A 16,296-nucleotide genomic window follows, 5' to 3' on the forward strand; every position below is an offset into this window, starting at 1 on the left:
GGCCGTCATCGCTCCTCCGGCGCCAGGGCGACCTGTGCCGCCGGGCCCATCCCCGTCCAGCGGCGGATTGCCCCGACTTCGATGTCGAGGAGGTCCAAGGCCCGCACGACTGTGAAGTCGACGAGTTCTTGGACGCTGCCGGGTTTCGAGTAGAGGGCTGGTACCGGCGGCATCACGATAGCGCCCGCATGGGTAGCCGCCATCATCAAACGGAGGTGCCCGAGATGCAACGGTGTCTCCCGCACCATCAGGACCAACCTGCGACGCTCTTTGAGCATCACGTCGGCCGCACGGACCACCAAGTTGTCCGCGTAGGCGTTGGCAATGCCCGACAAGGTCTTCACGCTGCAGGGCGCGATTAGCATGCCGTGAGCACGAAACGATCCGCTGGCGATGCTGGCACCCAGGTTGCCGTCGCTATGGACCACGTCGGCCAGCGCAGAGACCTCGGCGCCAGAACGATCGAGTTCCGTCCTGATGGTGGCCCGAGCTCCCTTGGTCACGATCACGTGGGTCTCGATCTCCGACACGTCCCTGAGCAGTTCAAGGGCCCGCAGGCCGTAAAGCGCACCAGTTGCGCCGGTCAGGGCGACCACCACGCGCCGGGTCTCCGAAGCGGTCCCCATCACCCTGGCACCTCCTCAGGAGAGTTGACGGTCGCGATTCCCCCTACCGCAGTAGACAGGCGGCGAACTCCCGGACTGCTCGTGACTCCGCGCGACCCGACAGGTGAGCTTGCGATAGTCACCGAAGGAGCACGTGCACAGCCAGCCGGCCAGGGTTGGCCGCCTCGCCCAGGCGCTGCGGGTCGGCCCCGCCGGCACATCCGCAGAACCGCCCGTGCCCCGGCAACTGCTATCGGGATCAGTCGCAGGGGCACCTCGACCTCGGGGGCAAGGGCTTGGCAACCTGGTCTCTCCTCATTCGAGGATCGAGGCCGCGTCGTCGACGCCGAACAGGGTGCGCGAGGACGGACATTCGAGGCGCACCTCGGGATCGTGCCTCAACGAGTAGTCGACTGAGAAGCGGTACTGGCACTGTGGGCAGGTCACCCAGAAGATGCGATCCACTAGATCCCCTCCATGAAGTCCTCGAGACGAATGCGATCCAAGGCGTCGTTCGGTACCCTGTTCTGTTCCGGCATCGCCCTGTCCAGTGGCCGAGTTGCATCGATAAGGACCTTGCGATAGCCCATAGCGGTCGTGAAAACCGTCGGAATGTTGTTGACCAGGTCGATGTCGCGACTGGGATCGGTGTACACCATCATCGCCCAGAGCACGTCCTCTTCGTGAAAGACGTCGATGTTGGCGTCCACGACGACGACGTACTGGAAGGTCCACGACTCCTGAAGCGCAGCTAGAGCAACGGCCTTCGCCTGTCCTTCGGCTGACTTGTCGATCGAGACGTAGCAGGCGAGCCTGCCGCACCCCGAGTAGGGCATGTGAACAGCCTTGATGATCGAGCCGAACCGGTCTGTGAGGGTGTTGAAGAGCGATCCCTCTTTGGGGATCTGTCCCACCGTCATGTGATCACGGTGCCCGGCGAACACGTCCTGCAGGATCGGTTCCCTACGGTGGGTGACCGCAGAGATGTCCATGACGGGACGCAGCGTCTGAGCCTGGTACTGACGCGTGATGTCACCGAACGGGTCACAGACCATGCGCACCCCGGGAGGGACCGTTCCCTCGATGAGAATCTCCGCATCAGCCGGAACCAGGAAGTCCTCACCCCAGGTCACCGACGGGACCAGACGCAAAGGCTCGCCAAGGAAGGCACCGATGGTGTGGTAGTCGTCATTGCGGTACGGAGTCAGTCCCATGCTCCCCAGATAGAACGCCGGGTGGTGCCCCAGAACGGCGACGATGGGCATCGGCTCATTGCGGTCCTCATACAGTTTCAACGCACGAAGCGAGTCCGTCGAATGAATGGTGATCCGCAGACGTCGTGAGGATTCGAAATCGTAGAAGGCCTTGATGAATGCGACGTTATAGGCGTCCGTGTCCGGGTCCTTCACCACCAGTGTCATTGTCAGACACGGCCCATAGTCGCCCTCCGAGTGGGAGACGATAGGTAGCGTGCTGGTGTCGACTTCCGATCCGGTAAGGACCACCTCCTGAGCGGGTGCCTGCTCACGTGACAGCAGATCAGGCTCCACGGACTTGCGACTGAGCGCCGCGAAATGCATCGAGAGCGGCATCTGAGAATCCGCGGGATCAAAGTCGAGTGCCTTGGCGCAACGCTTCCGAGTGCCGAAGACGTTCATAGCGATCGGGATCGACGAGGGACGGCCCTCGACGTCGTGAGTCGATCCGAACAGCACCATCGGACGACGGTCGAGCCGCTCCAACTTCTCTAGGATCGCGGTGCAGTCGTAGGCCGAGGGGTGCACGGGCTTGTCGATCGGCAGAAAATCCTCGTCGCCATCTGCCTGGAGTTGTTCGATGTATGTGCGCAGGTCCTTGCTCACGGGATCTCCTGTTCTTTCATCACTGGTTGAGCAGGCCGACCGCGGCCTCTGTCACGCCAGGATCTATGACTTCCTCGTACGCCTTCTTGGCAGCATCGCCCTGGATCTGACCACCGCGGACTCCGATCTCAAGGTCGCTCTCATAGGTCTCCTGGGAGAGGGAACTCCCGTCGACGGGCCACACGTTGAACTTCTTCGCGCGATCCCAACTGACCTTGAGCGTTTCCCGGGCAGGCGCGGGATCCATGGCGTACTCCGCCCACTTGACGTAGGTCTCGAAATCACCGAGCGCGACCTGATTGGCTTTCAGGACAGATGCGCAAAATGCGGCAGCCCGCTCCTGATTCTGGGAAAGCCATTCCGGCGTGGCCGCATACACGAACCCGACCGCATTCATGTCTTCGGCAACCAGGCTCAAGGTGTTGACGTCGTCGCGCTGCTTCTTGAGTTCCTCGATCTCGAAGGGATCGAGCATCGCGACCTGCGCCTCGCCCGAGGCCAGGGCCGCGAGGCGGAGACCGCCGTCCTCGAGAATGATGACCTTCGACAGGTCGCCGACCACGATGTCCATACCGTTGGCGCTGAACACGTGGTTGAAGATGTCGTCGACGAGCCCACCCGGGGCGTCCAGAGCCACCGTCACGTTGGGATCGGTTACCTGCTTGATGTCCTTGACGTCTCCGACGCCCACGACCTCGTCAGTAAGGACGCCTTGGATGGGGCAGAACATCTGCAGGTCATTGCCTTGGCCGATGGCCTGCATGAACGCGGTGAACGAGCCAGTGACCACCTCGGCACGACCCGAGAGCAACAGTTGGATCGCGGTCGCGCTGGAGGAGACCTGGGTGATGTCGCTCTCCTTCTGGGCCAAGCCGAAGTCGGCGCCATAGCGCCAGGGCCCTTGGCTCTGGGGAATGTAGGCGGAAGCTTCGCTGCTCCATGCGACCTTGATGGACTTGAGGCCGTCACCGGCGCTCGCGTCGTCGGAGCCGCTGCCGCCGCAGGCTGACAGCGTCACGGCGGCGACTGTGACCAGCGCGACCCAGCTGGGTCGCAGTCGTGCATGGGTAATGCGCATGATGGTGCCCTTCCGAAGTGGTGGATTCCAAGTGGTGGATATGGAGTCCGAGAACCGAACCGCTCATACCTTTCGTTCGTCAGGAGGATTTCCAAGCAAGGAGGCGGTTCTCGCCAGCCTGTGCCAGCGACATCACGAGCGCACCCATTAATGTCAGAGCTAGCGCGGCCGCATACAACTTCGCGAGTTGAAAGCTGCTGCCCGCTCGAATCATGTAGAGCCCCATGCCCTCGGCACGCAGGAACATGTCTGCGATGAGGGCGCCCTGGATGCTGCGCCCCACTGACATCCGGATGCCTGTCAGGACGTAGGGCCCCGCCCACGGCAACAGGATCTGAAACCGCATCGCACGCGGAGTGACCGTGAAGGCCCGCGCCATCTCCATCACCTCGACGGGCACCTCGCGCAAACCGGCGGCGGTGTTGATGATGACGACGAAGATGCAGAAGAGCACAGTGAACGAGATCTTGGCGGTGGTGCCCATGCCGAGGTAGATGGAGATGACGGGGACGAGCATCACGAGCGGCGAAGTGAACCCGATCTTCACCAGTGGGTCCAAGATGGCGTCCCAGGCTGGGAACTGGCCCATCAGCGTCCCGATCGCGACACCAAGCACCGAGCCGACTACCACTCCGACCAACGCCACGAAGAGCGTCTGCGTGGCGGCCCGGGGCAACGCGCCATTCAGCACCTCAGCCCACATCGTCGTGAGAATCTCCGATGGTGGCAGCAGCCAGAAGAGACTGCCGGCACTTCCCGCGATCTCCCACACGACCAGGGCACAGCTAACCGACAACGTCGAGACCAACACCCGCGCCAGGCGGTGCTCCATCACGGAGGCGACAACGGCACTCATGCTCGGCTCCCCGCTTGTGTCGTCCCATGCAGCAGTCGGGTCTCGACGAGGTGGAGCATCTTGTCAGCCAGCAACGCGACCGCAACGATCAGGATCGCCAAGGCGAAGTAGAGATCGAGTTCCCGCAGACCCCCGAACTGCCGCAGTAGATAGCCCGTTCCGATCGAGATCCAGATCTCAGCAATCACCATGCCCTTGATGGCCATACCCAACCCGAGTCTGACTCCGGCAATCACGAAAGGCGCCGCCGCCGGTAGGTAGATCCGCGTGAAGGTCCGCCATCGGCCGGTACAGAACGCCTTCGAGATCTCCGTGACCGAGCCCTCGACATAGCGCACGCCGGCGGCGGTGTTCATGATCGGGAAGAAGACGGCGAAGAAGACTACGACCGCGACCAGATAGCCCATTCCGGCGCCGAAGATGATGATGAGCAACGGAAGCAGAGACTCCTTGCTCGTGACGTAGAGGGCGTTCACGAAGGGAGTCAGGACAGCGTCGGCAGCCTTGGATGCTCCCATCAGGGCACCCAGTGGGATCGCGACGAGAAGCGACAGACCGAAGCCATAGATCAACTGCTCGAGACTGATCGCCAATGTTCCGACATATCCTTCGCTGACCAGTCTGGGCATCGCCGCCAGAACCTCAGGAATGGTCGGTAAATAGAAGGGGCCGCGTATCATGGCAGTCACCTGCCAGACAACGAGAATGCTGGAGTACGCGAGGACCCGATAGAGCAAGTGTCGACGCGCGGTACTCATCCGAGAACGCGGGGCCCCCTCTGCATTTATTGGGTTCGTCGCGGGCAGGTCGTCGACGGCGGTGCTCACGGGGTATCGCTTCCCATCGAGCCCGTGAGATGCAGGCATCGCAGGACGTCTGCCTTGAGTGCCCCGAACTCGGGGGTGGCTCGCATATTCGGATCCCGGGGTCGCGGGAGGTCGACGTCGAAGACCTCCTCGATGCGTCCCGGACGAGCACTCATCACCACGACTCGGTCGGCCAAATAGAGAGCCTCCTCGATATCGTGAGTCACGAAGACCACCGTCTTGTTTTCCCGTTCCCACAGGCCGAGCAGCTCCTCCTGGAGCCTCATCCGGGTCAGGTCGTCGACGGCGCCGAACGGCTCGTCCATCAGCAGCACCGTAGGATCGATCGCCAGCGCGCGGATCAGACCGACGCGCTGCTGCATGCCTCCAGAGAGTTGACTCGGGTAGTGTTGCTCGAAGCCGTCCAGGCCAACGATCTTCACCCATCTCCGGGCGATCTCGCGGCGACGCTCCTTGGCTACTCCCTGGTTCTCCAGTCCGAACTCGACATTGGCCAGAACCGTGCGCCAGGGCAATAGGTTGTAGCGTTGGAAGACGAAGCCGATGTCAAGGGTCGGCTCAGTGACAGGGACTCCGTTGAGGAGTACTCGGCCTTGGTCGGGCGCCTGCAGTCCATCGAGAATTCGTAGAAGCGTCGACTTCCCGCAGCCACTGGGACCCACGATGCAGCAGAACGTTCCAGGCTCCAGCGCGAGATTGAAGTCGTCGAGCGCCTGCACGCGACCCGCGCGCTTGCTCTCGAAGGCCAAGCTGATGTGCTGGATGTCGATACGCGCCGACCGTGGGCCGGCTACTCCGGATTCAGGAATCTCCGTCGACGTTGTCATGAACTCCCTTTCTTCGATGTCGCCGGATGAACGGTGTTCGCTTTCAGCGGGGTTCCTCGGTGGATCCAGTCGAAGCCGACGGTCGATCCACGATGCTCGATAGCGAAGTTCCGGTTGACCTCATATGGACTCGATCCACAACTGTTGGGGTTGTCGTGCCATCGCCAAGTGGGGTGTCGAGCTGTGGATGCCTCGCCGGTGCGTTCACCCTCGTTATGGTCCAGATTGAGGTGACCCCGTCGCTGACGGTCGCCTCCCGGTCGGACCCCCTTTCGCATCTAGCTGTCACCCAACTGATCCGGTGACTTCACTATTTGCGGCCGCGCTTTCCTGAGGGGGAGAACTGTTCCCACGCTTGGGCCGTTCCCTGGGGCGCTCGTGATGGCAGCTCGGCAGGTCAACATCGACGAGCGTGCGACTCCAACTGCCCTCAAGGTGGCCTCAGTGCGGCACGGACAGCGAGAATCATAGTTCATGTTGGATATGTTATGCAGATCGCGCCTTGAGGTGTCAAGAGTCACGGCTGCCCGAGGCAGCCACTCGATCGTTGGTTCTGTCGAGAAACGGTCGAGGGGCCTTCCCTAGTTTTCTCACGCTGAAGCGCAGGCCATTTTGTTTGATGCGACGCCGTAGGCGGCGAGCCGGTCGAGCATCTCCTCGGCACTCTCGTGCCAGACGAACAGTTTCGGGTCCTCGTTCCACTGCTCGACCCAGCCACGGATGTCGGCGACGAGAGCCTTGACGCCGTTGTGGGCGGAGCGCTGCAGCTTCTTGGTGGTCAGGAACCCCGCAGAGATCGTGCGGCTCCGCGCCACCAGGGCCGAAGATCCGGCGAATCTTCGCGTTACCCGAGAGCCAGCGTTCGACCATGTTCATCCATGACCCGTAGGTCGCAGTGAAGTAGAAGTGGAACCCCCGATGGCGCAGCAGCCAGGCGTACAACCCGGGCGTCTGTGGTGGACGGGTTTGTCCAAGGATCACGTGCACGTCCAGCTCGGCGGCCACCTCACGGTTGACGTTATTCAGAACGCGATGAAGTCCTTCGCGGGTGTGGGACTTGCGCAGGTCGGCGATGACCTTGCCGGCGGCGATCTTCAGGGCGGCGAACAGATCCAGGGCGCCGTTGCGCTCGTAGTCGTGAGTGGCTCGTTGCGGGGTCGTAGGCAACACCGGCAGCATCGGGACGGACCGGTTCGGGGCCTGGTCTGCGGCTTCTCATCCACGGCGTAGACCGCCGCTGCGACCGGCGGGAACAGGTACAGGCCACCAGTCACGAACCTTCTCGATCCGGGTCCGAAGAGACCCTTGAACTCGTCCTGGCGTCACGGCTTGAGCCCGACGCCCGCCAGATCTCCAAGTCCGTCTGCCGACTGACTCCGTGCCGCTCGGCGAGCCCCCGAGCCGACCAATGGGTCGCGTGCGTCCTTCGAAGTCGTCTCCAGGGTCTCCACCACGACCCCCTCGTCACCGATCTCGCGGGCCGGGTCAGGCCGCGGGGCATCGACGAGTCCCTCGAGCCGGTCGGGCAGCGAACCGGCGGAACCGCCTAAGGACGTGCTGATCGATGCGGGTGGATGCCAGCGTCGTCTGAGGTCGTGCGATGGCGAGGCGCCGGAGCGTGGGCAGACCGGGCGTCTTTCGAGCGACGGCAACGAAGCCAGCGTGCGTGCCTGGGCGGCGTCTGGCGCCGCCCTTGAATTGATCAGTGCTTCCCTTAAGAGACCGTCGCCTTGTTCGCGCCCAGATCGTCGGCAACCGCAACGTTGGTGCGGCCCCTGCGCACAGGCCAGCACGATCCGGCATTACAACGCCGATGCCCGCGACTACGCGTGACGACGCACCCACCGCTGCAGCGCCCCGCGCTCCTCAGCAGTCAGCTCGTTCTGTACGGTCGGACGACCCAGACCCGGCACCTGCGGCTCCTTCGATAGGGGTTCTACCTCCTCAGACCGAAGCGGCACAGACCGAATCACCCAGAATCATCAATTATCTAGCGGAACCGTCTGAATTCTGCGGTCTGCTAGAACAGGAAAGCTTGCTCGGTAGGCCACAACTTCCTCCTCGTTCACGTCACATACAAGCACCTCCTCCCCCGTGCCGGCTTGCGCGATTATCTCTCCATACGGGGAGACAACTTGGCTGAGGCCACCCAGTACAACGCCGTTGCTAGTGCCCGAAGAGTTGCACTGAATCACGAAGCCTTGATTCTCCAACGCGCGAGCGCGGCCCAAGGTGACCCAGTGCTCGACGCGCTCGGCCGGCCACGCCGCTGGGATCACGAATATGCCGCAGTCCCGATCTGCAAGCGTGCGAAACAGCTCGGGGAATCGCAAGTCGTAACAGGTTGCGAGGCCTAGCCGGACAGGCGAAGCACGATCGGAGAGGTAAGGCGCCCACACCAGATCGTCGCCCTGCTCAAGGAGCTCAGGTTCACCCTCACCGAAGCCGAACCTATGAATCTTGCGATACTTGGCGACGACTCGGCCACGCGGGTCCAAAACGATCGAGGTGTTCCAGAGGTCGCGACCTAGCTCACCGCCCTCTCCGCGCTCAATCAGTGAACCAGCGTGGACCGTAGCCCCGATTGATGCCGCCGCTTCAGACAATGCCGTGAGAGTAGGCCCACCTAGATCCTCAGCACAATTCTGCCATTCGTCATAAGCGAAACCGCCATGGGACCAAAGCTCAGGGAGTACCACCAAGTCGGCACCCTTCTGCCTCTTAACCAGGGCAGAGACGCGTTCGATCCGTTCATAAACCTGTTCAGAATCATGAGAGGCGATCTGAAGTAGATGGATGCGAATCATAGTTCTCGCCCTCAGGTGAATCCCACGCTATCCAATGAGTCGCATCGCGAGTGGCCGAAGAGGTGCACCGGTTGCACCTCGAAGACGAATAGGAGCTCCGATGAAGCAAAACTCGTTGACCTCATCTTCGGAAATGCCTTCAAGGTCCAGCAACTCGATCATCGGGACGCCTGCCTCCGCCAAGAAGTGACAATGACCTGGCAGCCAATTGTCGTCATACTGTGACGGACCGACCTCCACACACTCTTGGTCTGCACCGATGGCCACGATTCCTTGATCCGTCAACCACCGAGCGGCTTCCAATGAGAGCCCGGGGGGGTTCCCAAGCACCTTCGACCCGTCCGGCCAGTAGCGCATCCGGCCAGTGCGGACTAGTGCTACATCGCCTTCGGTCAAGGTAAGACCAGACTTACGTAGGGACTCTTCGCAATCTTCTACCGTAATCGCATAAGAATCCGAGAGGCAATCTTCACCCTTAAGGCGAGCGATGTCCAAGAGGACCCCGCGCGCGATCATGGGCGGGATCTGTTCAGCGCCCCCCTTCGTCCAACCTCGGCTACCCAGGTGTTCACTAGGGTCGAAATTGTTGTAAATCTTGCCGTCGACGCCGAAGTGATTGAGCGCATCGATGTGCGTGCCGGTGTGCGTATACATGAACACCACGTCGCCCGAGTAGCACACCTTCCGATTGACCGAATCTCCGACGCCATTAAGATTGTCGACGACGGTCCCCTCCGGAGTGTGGCTCATAAAGATCTGATATGCCGGGTCTCCTGCTGCCTGGAAGCTAGGCATTCCGACGAAGTAGTCGATGCTCAGATCATAGACCTTCGACCCGTCGGCCCTCTTGAGAATTTCCGCCTGGGAAACTGGCGTCAGTCGATTCAAGGCGCCCAGTTGGTCGTCCTCTCCATACGGACTGGTCGAGACGTGGACTCCGGCCTTGCGAGTGTCCAGCATCAGGATTCCTGCGTCTCGAAGTCCACGACCGCGCGATCAGAGAACATCGGCAACAGTCTCTCGATGACCTCCAGGTGATAAGGGTCGTTGTTGTACGCTTCCAGGCCCTCCCACGACTCAAAGTCAGTGATTAGGGCGCCGTCCCATGGCGATCCGTTCTCGCCCGTGTCCCCACTGTGTTGGCCGACACTCCAACCTTTGATCAGCTCGGGGAGTTCTCTGGGAAGGGTATTGAGAATCTCGATGATCTCATCGGCATCGTGACCTGGAGCCACCCGCCAAGCGAACACATGACGCAACATGACACTCTCCTCTTAGTCGAACATGGGGGTCGCCGAGCTGAGTTGTCGTACACTATATACTTGATGCTGGATCCATGTCGAGAGCCATTGGCGGTCTGCGCCATACGGCCGCAGGCTCTACAGATTGGGCCGGAGCATGGATGCTGACGGGGCCGGTCTCCGTCGCAAGCTAGCCGCGCGGGGCGCTGAGAACGTGATGGCCCCTGGCACGGCGCACAGCCCCGGAACGCGGCCCGAGCCAACGAGTCGAAGCACGCTAGCGCCTTCGGCTCCCAATCCAAACAAGCACGACCACAACAAGTCCCGCCACCACGAGAGGACGCGTTCGCTGGGCAAGAGAGTGTTGAAGCGCGCTTGTCAAGTCCACGTAATCGTCCGTTGCGCGTTCTGTGGATCGAAGGGACTCGGCGGAGCGCGAGTCCTCGTCGCGATCTGGTGGAGTCCCACTTTGAATCCCAGACAGATTGGGGTCAGACTGCGTGACAGACGAGCGCTTCCCTGAAACCTCGGCCTCGAGGTTCTGAGCGAACTGGCTGACCATCTTCTCCGAGACGTCGGCCATCACGTTGCGCCCAAACTGGGCGACCTTTCCGGTGACTTGAAGATCGGTCATAACAGTGACTCGCGTGAACTCCTCCTCCTCGACCAGTTGCGCCGTTATGAGAGCACTGGCACCGCCTTGGCCACGCGCGTCACGTCCTTCGCCCTTCAATATCAGCTTTCTATAGGATTCATCCACTTCAAGGAACTTCATGGTCCCTTGATACTGCATCTTGATCGGCCCGACCTTGACCTTTAGCAGACCGCGATACTCGTCATCGGTCGATTCAAGTAGCTGAGCCCCGGGGAGGCACGCCGCAACCCTCGGCACGTCGGTAAGAACGCTCCAGGCACTGTCAATTGATGCTGCTACCCGAAATGTATTTGCCAATTCCATATTTCCTACCTTTCGTGCTAACCGAGCTGAGGAGTAGGATCCACAATGCCCTCGCGATCCTGGAGACGAGCGGATCAGCCCGAGAAGTGTCGCTCGCTGGCAAGCGCCTTATTGTCAACTGCCCTGCGCAGCGACCTCACAGACGGCACGAACGATTCCAGCGTACCCTGTGCAGCGGCAAATGTTGCCGCCTAGTTCAAGGGCAGCTTCAGCGGGAGATATATTGGGCTTTCGCCGGATGATATCAACCGCCGTCACCAGCATTCCAGGCGTGCAAAATCCACATTGCAGGGCGTGATGCTTGGTGAACGCCCGCCGCAAGGCCTCGACCTCCCACCCATCGATTCCCTCGATGGTGGTCACCGACTTTCCGCCGCACGAAGCAGTGAGCGTCGTGCAAGAGCGGATCGGTTGATTGTCGAGAAAGACAGTGCACGCACCACATACACCGTGTTCGCAACCCAAGTGGGTACCCTTGAGACCAAGCTCGTCCCGGAGGGTCTCCGCTAGTGACGTTCTACCGGGCGCTGTTACAGCGAATTCGCCCTCATTCACTCTCAAACTGGTATCAACCCGGTTGCCCTGCGGACTTTTACTCATCATTGACACCCATCGACTTGACGGCGCGCCACATGGCTACTCCGTGCAGGTGGCTGCGATAGCGTTCCTCTTGGCTCGTGGGCGAGGCCAGCGAGCCCTGAACGGCTTCGTGCACTTCCTTGCTAGTGAGACTCATAGCAGCAGTCCCATCCCTGTCACACAAGCCTGAAATTCTCAATGGAACATCGGCGGCAGCGCCGAGCCAGGCTTCGATATGCCGACTCCCATCATCGTCTTCATGTGCGATCACCACGGCCAAAGATTCAGCAAATTCGCCCGGACGCCGCGCAGACTTATATATCCCCCAACGCGTCATGGTGTCGAACTTTGGCACGACAATCTCTGTCAGCAACTCGTCATCCTCGAGCGCGTTCGTGAAGAATCCGCGAACAAAGGATCGCGCTGGAATCATTCTCTGTCCCGAAGTGCTGCGAACCACGAGTTGAGCGTCCATGGCTGAGAGAACAAGCGGCCATTCCGCTGATGAATCCGCATGACACAGACTCCCACCGATAGTTCCACGGGTCCGGATCGCACGGTAGCCAATGCCGGCTGCAGCGCGAGCAAGGAGACCGCGGCTTGGGTCGGGCACAACGCGGTCCTCGAAAAGGCTGTGAGGGACCGCCGCGCCAAACGCTACGCTAGCTCCTCGATCCTGACTGACTTGGAGAGATCCGATCGCGCCTACGTCGATGAGAACCGAAGGAAACGACAACCGCAGATTCAAGAGAGGAATGAGACTTTGACCTCCGGAGATAACCTTTGCCTCGTCCCCGTACTGTTCCAAGAGATCCAGGGCCTCTTCGACAGATGCGGCATGCAGGTAGACAAAGGGCGCGGGCTTCACGAGGCAGCCTCTTGTGCAGCTTGAATGGCGCACCAGACCCGCTCCGGGGTCATCGGCGTGATATTGATCTCAACCCGCAGCGGTAGCAGGGCATCTGCGACTGCGTTCGCGATCGCAGCAGGAGGAGCGATTGCTCCACCTTCTCCCATGCCCTTGATTCCCAATTCGGTGAAGGGGGAGAGTGTCTCTTGATGCTCGATTTTTATAGGAGGCACTTCGGTTGCGCCCGGCAAAATATAGTCCATCAACGTGGTTGCTTTGGGCTGCCCGTTAGCATCGTAGGGGATCTCCTCGTACAAGGCCGTGCCAATGCCTTGGGTGACGCCCCCGATGATCTGCCCATCGACAATCATCGGATTGATCACCCGGCCGCAGTCTTCAGCGACGCCGTAGTCAATAAGCGCCACTTCACCGGTTTCAGTGTCCACCTCGACGACTGCGCCATGAGTCGAATACGAGAAAGTGCCGGTCTCGATCGATGGCCTGTATCGCTCTGTGTATTCGATAACTGGGTCCAAGCCCTTTGGGAGCCGATCTACATGCAAGTATGCGGCATCGGCAATCTCTGCAAAGCCAACCGACTTTTCATTCGCGAAGGCCTGACCGTTGCTCAAGCTGATGGCACTTGAATTGCACCCAAGCAGCCCTGCTGCGATGGCTTTCAACTTCTCCGCGACCTTCTGAGCCGCTCGATGTGTGGCCCCTCCTGCCATGACCATGCTGCGGGACGCGAACGTGCCCATACCATAGGGAGAGGTCTCGCTATCACCATGCCTAACCGAGATCTGTGAGGGATGAACTCCAAGGACATCACCAGCAACCTGGGCTAGTGTGGTCTCGAGACCCTGCCCGTGACTTTGAATACCTGTACGGATAGTTACGCTGCCAGATGGATCTATAGCCACCGTTGCAGATTCGAAACCGAATCCGACCGGGAGGCCACGACTTGCCCACTCCACTTGTCCATGGGCCGTTTGCTCCGTATACGACGCATAGCCAATTCCGATCCGTCGCCGGGCGCACGGATCGCTGTCCGTTCGAAGTTCTACTTGACGGGCCCTCACCTTATCGTGACTCAGCAGGCGGGCGGCGCCCTTCACGCTCATCGCGTAGTCCCCACTATCATATACTTTCCCCGTCACCGAGGTGTAGGGAAACTCGTCGGGGCGCAACATGTTCCGGATCCGCATATCCTTGGGTTCCATGCCAATCGAGTTTGCCAGCTCGTCGATAGTCCGTTCGATGGCGAAGCAGGCACCCGGGCGAGCAACACCTCGGTACGGTCCCATCGGTGACTTATTGGTGGCCACACTCGAGGTCCGGAAGCGGTAGTTCTTGAGGCGATACGGCCCAGGAATGATCCCGGACGCCATCCCCGCTTCCTGAGCAGCCGTCCACGGCCACACAGAGTAGGCGCCGACGTCGACTAGTATCTCAGCTTCGATTCCGAGAAGGTCTCCGTCCGCGGAAGCGTGCCCGGTTACTCTGTAAATGTGCTCCCGTGCGTGGGGGCTGGCGACGAGATGCTCCCAACGGTCCTCGAGCCAGCGCACCGGAAACCCGGTCCGCATGGCCAAGGCGGCCACGAGAACTTCTTCTGGGTTGAGATTGTTCTTTACTCCAAACCCACCACCGACATCCGGCGCGACAACACGGACTCGTCGTTCTTCGATGTCGAGTTGCCTGGCTAACGCGCTGCGAATGATATGTGGAAACTGTGTCGAGGAGTACAGAACCAGTTGATCGAGTCTAGTGTCAAAGTACGCAAGGCACCCCCGGGTCTCGAGCGGGACGCCGGCCTGTCGTCCCATCCGAAATTCCCGGGTTACGGTGATGGCTGCTTGTGAGGCAGCTGCATCCAAGTCGCCAAACTCGGCCGCAGTGTGCATGAATCGGTTGTCGGCCCAGTGGTCGTGGACCCGTACCGAGTGATCCTCTAGGGCCGCATCGACATCAATCACGGCCGGAAGTGGCTCGATGTTGACGAAGACCTCGTCTGCCATGTCCTCAGCGGTTGCTCTATCCTCGCCGATCACGATAGCGATCGGCTCACCGACAAAGCGCACCTTATCGGTGGCAAGAAGGACGTAATCCGATGCCTGGAAATCGGGGTGGTCATTCGCCGCACGAATTGGTTTAACATCGGCGAAATCCTGGGCAATCCAGAAATTCTCCCGAGACAGATTGGGGGCTGAGACCTCGAGGAGCCTTCCGTGTGCCTCTTGGCTTCGCACAAAGGCGATGTCTCGCATGCCAGAGAAATGCAAGTCAGCAAGGAAGTTGCCACGCCCGTGGAGGTGTCGGTCATCTTCGTTTCGAGAAATGGGAGCTCCGACATACGCGTTATTATCTGCACTGGAACCCATGACTCAGAAGCACCTTTCATAAACAAAATATTTGGCAGAGACAGGGCCCGGCCTTGGTGAGCCTTCTGCGCGCATCACAGGGCTTGTCACTTGTAGACTCGCGCGCCCGAAGAACTTGGTCGCTGAAGGTTCCTTCGGCCGGACTCCCTGCGTGTGATGGCTAATCGAATCTACTCGCGCCGGATATCTTCCTGTAGTTCGCGGAGATTTCTTCAAACTCTGACGCATCGGCGACGTCTTCGATTCTCTCGAAGGGGCGTCCCCCCGTCCGGTCGTGGACTAGACGCAGAATGGCATCCGGTGACTCGGTGCGGTTGGCGATGACAAGCTGGCTTGTCGCGGGCCTGCGTGCGGCCTCGTACGCAGCAAGAGCCGCACACAGGTCGCCTCGATGGCTTTGCAGATTGGTCGCGAGTTCACGCGCATCCAAGATCGTTTGCCCGGCACCATTCGATCCGCGCGGGATCATGGGATGAGCCGCGTCTCCGAGGAGCGTCACACGTCCATGAGTCCACCTGGCAAGTGGATCTTGATCCACCATCGGATACTCCAAGATCGTCTCGGCTGCCGCCAACATGCTTGGCACATCTAGCCAGTCGAAGTGCCAGTCCTCAAAGCGATCAATGAAGTCCTCCAAGTGCCCAGGCTCGTTCCATCCCCTGCCTTGCCTCTGAGGGATCTCTAATTCGACTACCCAATTGATGAGCTGCTTGCCATCAGGAGAGGGGTCGCGAATCGGATAAATGACCAATTGCCCCGTTGCGAGAGAACCGACGCGAACCATCGTGTCGCCCCCCAGGAACGGCTCCCACATCGACACTCCACGCCACATCGTCACCCCGGAGTACCGAGGAGATCCCTCAGCCGGATAGAACTGCTTGCGGACCACCGAATGGATCCCATCGGCTCCAACGAGGGCGCTGGCACGGATCTCTACGTGGCTCTCGTCGGCGCGCTCAATTTGGGCCCTGACCGTCTCGCTGTCTTGGTCAAACCTCAGGAGGCGATGTCCACGCAAGATCGCGTCTTGCCCGAGTCGACCTTCGACTGCGTCCAGAAGGACTGAATGCAACGCCGCTCGGTGGATGGAGTACTGCGGGTTCGAATATCCTGCCGCAGTCCCACTTGGCTCTTGATAGACGAGTTGCCCAAAGCGGTTATAGAAGGCTGTCTCTCGGGTAAGAACTGACTCGCTCGACAGCGCGGCTCTCAGGCCAAGGTCGCCGAGTTCCTGCGAGGCATGCGGAAGGATGTTGATGCCGACCCCCACGGGCCCAAATTCAGGCACTGCCTCGATGATCGAACAATCGATGCCGATGCGCTGCAGATGCAGAGCAGTCACCAAGCCGCCTACACCGGCCCCGACGATCAGGATGTTGGGGTGATCGTTCATACGCCCTCTCTTCTTCATCGCCAGGTGCG

The 16,296-nt window shown here is 60.5% G+C and carries 17 protein-coding genes; 1 reads left to right on the forward strand and 16 read right to left on the reverse strand.

The genetic code is table 11. From position 1 onward, the window contains the following. Positions 1 to 5: 5 nt before the first annotated feature. The 8 genes from ACYVKX_RS22795 to ACYVKX_RS22830 all read right to left on the reverse strand — a co-directional run bounded on the left by ACYVKX_RS22795 (position 6) and on the right by ACYVKX_RS22830 (position 6,870). Positions 6 to 626, reverse strand: a complete 621-nt coding sequence (locus tag ACYVKX_RS22795) for a UbiX family flavin prenyltransferase (protein WP_460836069.1) — start codon at positions 624 to 626, stop codon at positions 6 to 8. A 294-nt stretch (positions 627 to 920) separates the two neighbouring features. Continuing rightward, on the reverse strand, positions 921 to 1,070 hold the full coding sequence (locus ACYVKX_RS22800; RefSeq protein WP_460835994.1) for a hypothetical protein: 150 nt from the start codon (positions 1,068 to 1,070) through the stop codon (positions 921 to 923). Beyond that, on the reverse strand, positions 1,070 to 2,467 hold the full coding sequence (locus ACYVKX_RS22805) for a UbiD family decarboxylase domain-containing protein (RefSeq protein WP_460835995.1): 1,398 nt from the start codon (positions 2,465 to 2,467) through the stop codon (positions 1,070 to 1,072). The genes ACYVKX_RS22800 and ACYVKX_RS22805 overlap by 1 nt, the downstream gene beginning before the upstream one ends. A 19-nt stretch (positions 2,468 to 2,486) precedes the next feature. After that, positions 2,487 to 3,545, reverse strand: a complete 1,059-nt coding sequence (locus ACYVKX_RS22810) for an ABC transporter substrate-binding protein (RefSeq protein ID WP_460835997.1) — start codon at positions 3,543 to 3,545, stop codon at positions 2,487 to 2,489. A gap of 79 nt (positions 3,546 to 3,624) precedes the next feature. Further along, the gene (locus ACYVKX_RS22815; protein ID WP_460835998.1) at positions 3,625 to 4,401 is read right to left on the reverse strand and encodes an ABC transporter permease; all 777 of its coding nucleotides are present in this window, start codon (positions 4,399 to 4,401) and stop codon (positions 3,625 to 3,627) included. Then, on the reverse strand, positions 4,398 to 5,228 hold the full coding sequence (locus ACYVKX_RS22820; protein ID WP_460835999.1) for an ABC transporter permease: 831 nt from the start codon (positions 5,226 to 5,228) through the stop codon (positions 4,398 to 4,400). Before ACYVKX_RS22820 ends, ACYVKX_RS22815 begins: the two co-directional genes overlap by 4 nt. Continuing rightward, positions 5,225 to 6,055: an ABC transporter ATP-binding protein gene (locus ACYVKX_RS22825; protein WP_460836000.1), complete on the reverse strand. Its 831-nt coding sequence runs from the start codon at positions 6,053 to 6,055 to the stop codon at positions 5,225 to 5,227. Before ACYVKX_RS22825 ends, ACYVKX_RS22820 begins: the two co-directional genes overlap by 4 nt. 590 nt (positions 6,056 to 6,645) lie before the next feature. After that, entirely contained in the window at positions 6,646 to 6,870 is a 225-nt protein-coding gene (locus ACYVKX_RS22830; RefSeq protein ID WP_460836001.1) for a hypothetical protein, read from the reverse strand. 103 nt (positions 6,871 to 6,973) lie between these two features. Here ACYVKX_RS22830 and ACYVKX_RS22835 point away from each other — a divergent pair, with 103 nt between their 5' ends. After that, on the forward strand, positions 6,974 to 7,285 hold the full coding sequence (locus ACYVKX_RS22835) for a hypothetical protein (RefSeq protein ID WP_460836002.1): 312 nt from the start codon (positions 6,974 to 6,976) through the stop codon (positions 7,283 to 7,285). A gap of 752 nt (positions 7,286 to 8,037) precedes the next feature. Here the strand turns inward: ACYVKX_RS22835 and ACYVKX_RS22840 are convergent. The 8 genes from ACYVKX_RS22840 to ACYVKX_RS22875 all read right to left on the reverse strand — a co-directional run bounded on the left by ACYVKX_RS22840 (position 8,038) and on the right by ACYVKX_RS22875 (position 16,267). Beyond that, positions 8,038 to 8,862, reverse strand: coding sequence for a carbon-nitrogen family hydrolase (locus ACYVKX_RS22840; protein ID WP_460836003.1), 825 nt, complete (start codon positions 8,860 to 8,862; stop codon positions 8,038 to 8,040). A gap of 27 nt (positions 8,863 to 8,889) precedes the next feature. Further along, positions 8,890 to 9,822 (reverse strand): cyclase family protein, encoded by a 933-nt coding sequence (locus ACYVKX_RS22845; RefSeq protein ID WP_460836004.1) that lies wholly within the window; start codon positions 9,820 to 9,822, stop codon positions 8,890 to 8,892. Further along, positions 9,822 to 10,124, reverse strand: a complete 303-nt coding sequence (locus ACYVKX_RS22850; RefSeq protein ID WP_460836005.1) for a Dabb family protein — start codon at positions 10,122 to 10,124, stop codon at positions 9,822 to 9,824. Before ACYVKX_RS22850 ends, ACYVKX_RS22845 begins: the two co-directional genes overlap by 1 nt. A gap of 256 nt (positions 10,125 to 10,380) precedes the next feature. Then, entirely contained in the window at positions 10,381 to 11,061 is a 681-nt protein-coding gene (locus ACYVKX_RS22855; protein ID WP_460836006.1) for an SRPBCC family protein, read from the reverse strand. Between the two features lie 114 nt (positions 11,062 to 11,175). Continuing rightward, the gene (locus ACYVKX_RS22860) at positions 11,176 to 11,664 is read right to left on the reverse strand and encodes a (2Fe-2S)-binding protein (protein WP_460836071.1); all 489 of its coding nucleotides are present in this window, start codon (positions 11,662 to 11,664) and stop codon (positions 11,176 to 11,178) included. Continuing rightward, on the reverse strand, positions 11,654 to 12,508 hold the full coding sequence (locus ACYVKX_RS22865) for an FAD binding domain-containing protein (RefSeq protein ID WP_460836007.1): 855 nt from the start codon (positions 12,506 to 12,508) through the stop codon (positions 11,654 to 11,656). The genes ACYVKX_RS22860 and ACYVKX_RS22865 overlap by 11 nt, the downstream gene beginning before the upstream one ends. Further along, the gene (locus tag ACYVKX_RS22870) at positions 12,505 to 14,874 is read right to left on the reverse strand and encodes a xanthine dehydrogenase family protein molybdopterin-binding subunit (protein WP_460836008.1); all 2,370 of its coding nucleotides are present in this window, start codon (positions 14,872 to 14,874) and stop codon (positions 12,505 to 12,507) included. The genes ACYVKX_RS22865 and ACYVKX_RS22870 overlap by 4 nt, the downstream gene beginning before the upstream one ends. Positions 14,875 to 15,034: 160 nt before the next feature. Continuing rightward, entirely contained in the window at positions 15,035 to 16,267 is a 1,233-nt protein-coding gene (locus tag ACYVKX_RS22875) for a flavin-dependent oxidoreductase (protein WP_460836009.1), read from the reverse strand. Between the last annotated feature and the right edge of the window lie 29 nt (positions 16,268 to 16,296).

This window comes from Nocardioides hungaricus (assembly GCF_054782915.1).

Excerpts from the sequence above, each read along its gene's own strand:
- ACYVKX_RS22795 (WP_460836069.1), bottom strand. The coding sequence starts at position 626 with ATGGGGACCGCTTCGGAGACCCGGCGCGTGGTGGTCGCCCTGACCGGC.
- ACYVKX_RS22810 (WP_460835997.1), bottom strand. The coding sequence starts at position 3,545 with ATGCGCATTACCCATGCACGACTGCGACCCAGCTGGGTCGCGCTGGTC.
- ACYVKX_RS22815 (WP_460835998.1), bottom strand. The coding sequence starts at position 4,401 with ATGAGTGCCGTTGTCGCCTCCGTGATGGAGCACCGCCTGGCGCGGGTG.
- ACYVKX_RS22825 (WP_460836000.1), bottom strand. The coding sequence starts at position 6,055 with ATGACAACGTCGACGGAGATTCCTGAATCCGGAGTAGCCGGCCCACGG.
- ACYVKX_RS22835 (WP_460836002.1), top strand. The coding sequence starts at position 6,974 with ATGGCGCAGCAGCCAGGCGTACAACCCGGGCGTCTGTGGTGGACGGGT.
- ACYVKX_RS22840 (WP_460836003.1), bottom strand. The coding sequence starts at position 8,862 with ATGATTCGCATCCATCTACTTCAGATCGCCTCTCATGATTCTGAACAG.
- ACYVKX_RS22845 (WP_460836004.1), bottom strand. The coding sequence starts at position 9,822 with ATGCTGGACACTCGCAAGGCCGGAGTCCACGTCTCGACCAGTCCGTAT.
- ACYVKX_RS22850 (WP_460836005.1), bottom strand. The coding sequence starts at position 10,124 with ATGTTGCGTCATGTGTTCGCTTGGCGGGTGGCTCCAGGTCACGATGCC.
- ACYVKX_RS22855 (WP_460836006.1), bottom strand. The coding sequence starts at position 11,061 with ATGGAATTGGCAAATACATTTCGGGTAGCAGCATCAATTGACAGTGCC.
- ACYVKX_RS22860 (WP_460836071.1), bottom strand. The coding sequence starts at position 11,664 with ATGATGAGTAAAAGTCCGCAGGGCAACCGGGTTGATACCAGTTTGAGA.
- ACYVKX_RS22870 (WP_460836008.1), bottom strand. The coding sequence starts at position 14,874 with ATGGGTTCCAGTGCAGATAATAACGCGTATGTCGGAGCTCCCATTTCT.
- ACYVKX_RS22875 (WP_460836009.1), bottom strand. The coding sequence starts at position 16,267 with ATGAACGATCACCCCAACATCCTGATCGTCGGGGCCGGTGTAGGCGGC.